This is a genomic window from Aeromicrobium sp. PFPM2_SD2 (assembly GCF_057364525.1).
Genome location: NZ_JBNFNZ010000221.1, coordinates 1 through 4006, shown reverse-complemented (window position 1 = coordinate 4006; position 4006 = coordinate 1). Strand labels below are relative to the sequence as shown.

Genomic DNA, 4006 nt, shown 5'->3' with positions numbered 1-4006 from the left:
GTCCTCGTCGGCGACCGCGTCCATGCGGCCGAGCAGGTCGGCGTACTCGGTGGCCCGGGCGCCGTAGGCCCGCGCGACGGCGTCGGTCATCGCCGCAGGCTACGCGCCGGGCGCGTCCTAGGGTCGGGGCCATGCCGACCGACGCACCGCTATCCGACCTGTACGACGTCATCGCCCGCCGCCGCGACGTGCGCGCCGAGTTCACCGGGGACCCGGTGGCCGACGACGTGCTGCGGCGCGTGCTGGGGGCCGCGCACGCCGCGCCGAGCGTCGGCCACAGCCAGCCGTGGGACTTCGTCCTCGTGCGCGAGCCCGCCACCCTGGACGCGTTCGCGACCCACGTCGCCGACGAGCGCGACACCTTCGCGGCGAGCCTGCCGGCCGAGCGCCGCTCGACGTTCGACCGGATCAAGATCGAGGGGATCCGCGAGTCCGGGCTCGGCGTCGTCGTCACCTACGACCCGACGCGCGGCGGCCAGCACGTGCTCGGCCGGCACGCGATCGCCGACGCCGGGCTGTACTCGGTCTGCCTGGCCATCCAGAACCTGTGGCTCGCCGCGACCGCCGAGGGCCTCGGCGCGGGCTGGGTGTCGTTCTACCGCGAGCCGTTCCTGCGCGAGCTGGTCGGGGCGCCCGACCACGTCCGGCCGGTGGCCTGGCTGTGCCTGGGCGCCGTCGAGCGGCTGCAGGACGTGCCCGACCTCGAGCGGCACGGCTGGCGCACCAGGCGTCCGCTCGAGCAGGCCGTGCACGCCGAGCGCTACCCCCGCTGAGCTACTCGATCGTCGACGAGACGGCCCACAGGTCGACGCCGCCGTCGACCGCGTGCTGCTCGATCGCGGCGATCTCGTCGTCGGTGAAGTCGGTGCGGGCGGCCGCGGCGAGGTTCTCGTCCAGCTGGGCGACCGACGAGACGCCGATCAGCGCCGACGTGACGCCACCGGGGCGCAGGACCCAGGAGACCGCCATCTGCGCCAGCGTCTGCCCCCGGCCGCGCGCGACCTCGGCCAGCCCGCGCACGCGGTGCAGGTTCTGCTGGGCGACCTCGTCGTCGAAGCTCGGCCGCTGCTGGGCCCGGTCGGGGTCGGCGGCGTCGACGTACTTGTCCGTGAGCAGGCCCTGGGCGAGGACGGTGAACGCGATCGAGCCCATGCCGGCCTCGTCCAGGACGTCCAGCAGCCCGCCCTCGACCCAGCGGTTCAGCAGGGAGTACGACGGCTGGTGGATGACCAGCGGCGTGCCCAGCTCGCGCGCCACGGCGACGGCCTCGCGGGTGCGCTCGGGCCCGTAGGAGGAGATGCCCACGTAGGTCGCCTTGCCCTGGCGCACCGCGGTGTCGAGGGCGCCGATCGTCTCCTCGACGGGCGTGTCGGGGTCGGCCCGGTGGGAGTAGAAGACGTCCACGTGGTCGACGCACATCCGCTGCAGGGACGCGTCGAGGCTGGCGAGCAGGTACTTGCGCGAGCCGAGGTTGCCGTAGGGTCCCGGCCACATGTCCCAGCCGGCCTTGCTGGAGATGACCAGCTCGTCGCGGTACGGCTTGAAGTCGGTGCGCATCATCCGGCCGAAGTTCTCCTCGGCCGAGCCGTACGGCGGGCCGTAGTTGTTGGCCAGGTCGACGTGCGTGATGCCGTGGTCGAAGGCGTGGCGCAGGATCTCGCGCTGGCTGTCGAACGTCCGGTTGTCGCCGAAGTTGTACCAGAGGCCGAGCGAGATCGGCGGGAGCAGCAGCCCCGAGCGTCCGACCCGGCGGTACTCCAGCTGCTGGTGGCGGTCGGCGGCGGCGACGTACGGCCGGTGGGTCTCGGGGACGTCGGCGGCGTAGTAGGGGGTGCTCACGTCCTCACGCTAGCGACGCGCGGGCGGCCCGCACCCGGGAGGCGGACCCGGCGGGAGGTGACGATCGGCGACCGGTCCGTCAGCATCCTCTGTCCTGGTGTGGGTTTCGCGGCTACTGTTCGTCTCGGAAGGGGCACCCCATGACGGCTGAGCACGTCCTGGTCTTGAACGCGAGCTACGAACCGTTGCAGCGCGTGTCGGTGCGCCACGCCATCAAGATGCTCGTGCGCCAGGTCGCGGTGGTCGAGGAGGCCACCGACCAGGACTTCGGCCCGTTCAAGGTGCCCAAGGTGCTGCGGCTCGTCCGCTACGTGGTGATGCGCTGGACGCACGGCCGCGCCCGGGTGTGCACGAAGGCGGCGATCAAGGCCCGCGACAAGATGTGCGCCTACTGCGGCGGCCACGCCGAGACCGTCGACCACGTCGTGCCGCGCAGCCGCGGTGGGACGCTCAGCTGGGAGAACGCGGTCGCCGCGTGCCTGCGCTGCAACCACCGCAAGGCCGACCGCACCCCGGCCGAGGCCGGGATGACGCTGCTGCTGACGCCGGCCGCCCCCCGCCACGGCGCCCTGGTCTAGCTCCTCGGGCTGGCTGGCTGGCCGTGCGGGGCCGGGGCGGTGAGTGGGCAACCGAACGCTCAGCCGAGCGGTGAGTCGTCCACCTCAGGACCTCCCGCGCTGGTGGACCACTCACCGGCCCACGTCGGGGCTGGTGGACCACTCACCGCTCCACGACGGCGAGGCGGCGGGGGAGGGTCAGAGGCCGGCGGACTCGTAGATGTCCTCGAGCGCGTCGAGGTAGGCGCCGGTGTCGTCGCCCGCGGCGGCCTGGGCGGCCTGGGCGCGGGCGATGATGTCGGCTGCGACCTGCTCGTAGCGGGCGTGCCAGGCCTCTGCGTCGAACTGCCAGTAGCCGCAGGTGTAGAAGTCGCTCTGCGGCCAGCCCAGCACCTTGCGCAGGTGACGGCGGACGGCGCGGCTCGCGCGGGCCTCGCCGGCGAACCAGACGTACCGCTCGCCGCTGGTCTCGGGCAGGCTGCGGCCGACGACCGCGCGGGTGAGCGCCTCCTCGACGCCGCGCTCGTCCTGGACGACCTGCCAGGTGATGGTGACGTCGCCGGGCGACGGGAGGTCCAGCTCGTCCGCCGCGTCGGTGAGGACGACGACCGCCTCGGCGCGCTGCCCGGGACGCAGGCCGCGCAGGATGCGGGCCAGCGCGGGGACGCCGGTGATGTCGCAGACCAGCAGCTGCCAGGGGACGTCGGCGCCGGCGGCGTACAGGCCGTGCGGCTCGACGATGCCCACCTGCGAGCCGATCGCGCAGTCGCGGGCCCAGGCCGCGCCCGGGCCGACGTCGTGCAGCGCCACGTCGACGTCGACCTCGACACCGGCGGCCGTCTCGCGGTGGTCGGAGATCGTGTAGACCCGGCTGATCGGCTCGACCGCGCCCTCGGGGAAGGTGACGTTGAACTTCTCGTCGATCGTCGGGAGGGACAGCTCGGCGCCCTCCGGGGCGATGAGCACCCGCACGTACTCGTCGGGGACGCCCGTGGTCGCCAGCTCCGGGAGCGCCAGGGTGAGGCGCACCAGGTGGGCGGACAGCGGACGCCGGTCGGCGACGGTGGCGCGGTAGGTCTGCATCGGGTTCCTCTCGGCGGACTACTTAGGGAAGGCTAACCGACACCTCCTCAGAAGCCCAGGTTGGTAGCCTCGACGGGTGACCCGAGCCCTGCGCGTCCGACCGATCACCTCCGAGCAGCACCTGGCGTTCCTGCGTTCGCAGCCGTCGGCGAGCTTCCTGCAGACCCCGGCGTGGGGGCAGGTGAAGAACGAGTGGCGCAGCGAGTCCGTCGGCTGGTTCGACGGCGACACCGTCGTGGGCGCCGGCCTCGTGCTCTACCGCAAGGTGCCCAAGCTGGACCGCTACCTGGCCTACCTCCCCGAGGGCCCCTCGATCGAGTGGCACGCGGCGACGCTGGCGGACTGGCTGACGCCGCTGCGGGCGCACCTCAAGGCGTCTCACGCGTTCGGCATCCGCATGGGACCGCCGGTCGTGCGCCGCCGCTGGCACGCCGACACGATCAAGAAGGCGCTGGCCGACGACGGGCTGCGCACGCTGGGGGAGGTGCCGGCCGACGAGGCCGACCCCGCCGCCGAGGCCGTGCGCG

Annotated in this window: 5 protein-coding genes; 3 read left to right on the top strand and 2 right to left on the bottom strand. The window is 73.3% G+C overall.

The window, feature by feature from the left end; translation table 11 throughout:
• The first annotated feature begins 131 nt into the window (after positions 1-131).
• Positions 132-773, top strand: coding sequence for a 5,6-dimethylbenzimidazole synthase (gene bluB, locus AC2W7G_RS10710; RefSeq protein ID WP_485868416.1), 642 nt, complete (start codon positions 132-134; stop codon positions 771-773).
• Between the two features lies 1 nt (position 774).
• Here the strand turns inward: bluB and AC2W7G_RS10705 are convergent, their stop codons facing one another.
• Positions 775-1839, bottom strand: a complete 1065-nt coding sequence (locus AC2W7G_RS10705; RefSeq protein WP_485868415.1) for an aldo/keto reductase — start codon at positions 1837-1839, stop codon at positions 775-777.
• A gap of 140 nt (positions 1840-1979) precedes the next feature.
• Here AC2W7G_RS10705 and AC2W7G_RS10700 point away from each other — a divergent pair, with 140 nt between their 5' ends.
• A complete protein-coding gene (locus tag AC2W7G_RS10700; protein WP_485868414.1) occupies positions 1980-2417 on the top strand; it encodes an HNH endonuclease in 438 nt (145 codons plus the stop codon).
• Between the two features lie 177 nt (positions 2418-2594).
• On the opposite strand, the gene AC2W7G_RS10695 is transcribed toward AC2W7G_RS10700, so the two are convergent.
• Entirely contained in the window at positions 2595-3479 is an 885-nt protein-coding gene (locus AC2W7G_RS10695; protein ID WP_485868413.1) for a siderophore-interacting protein, read from the bottom strand.
• A gap of 76 nt (positions 3480-3555) precedes the next feature.
• Between AC2W7G_RS10695 and AC2W7G_RS10690 the strand changes: the two genes are divergently transcribed.
• On the top strand, positions 3556-4006 hold a 451-nt coding region (locus AC2W7G_RS10690), incomplete at its 3' end, for a peptidoglycan bridge formation glycyltransferase FemA/FemB family protein (RefSeq protein WP_485868412.1).

Bases quoted from the DNA above. Each gene is read 5' to 3' on its own strand.
- AC2W7G_RS10700 (WP_485868414.1), top strand. From the start codon at position 1,980: ATGACGGCTGAGCACGTCCTGGTCTTGAACGCGAGCTACGAACCGTTG.
- AC2W7G_RS10695 (WP_485868413.1), bottom strand. From the start codon at position 3,479: ATGCAGACCTACCGCGCCACCGTCGCCGACCGGCGTCCGCTGTCCGCC.
- bluB (WP_485868416.1), top strand. From the start codon at position 132: ATGCCGACCGACGCACCGCTATCCGACCTGTACGACGTCATCGCCCGC.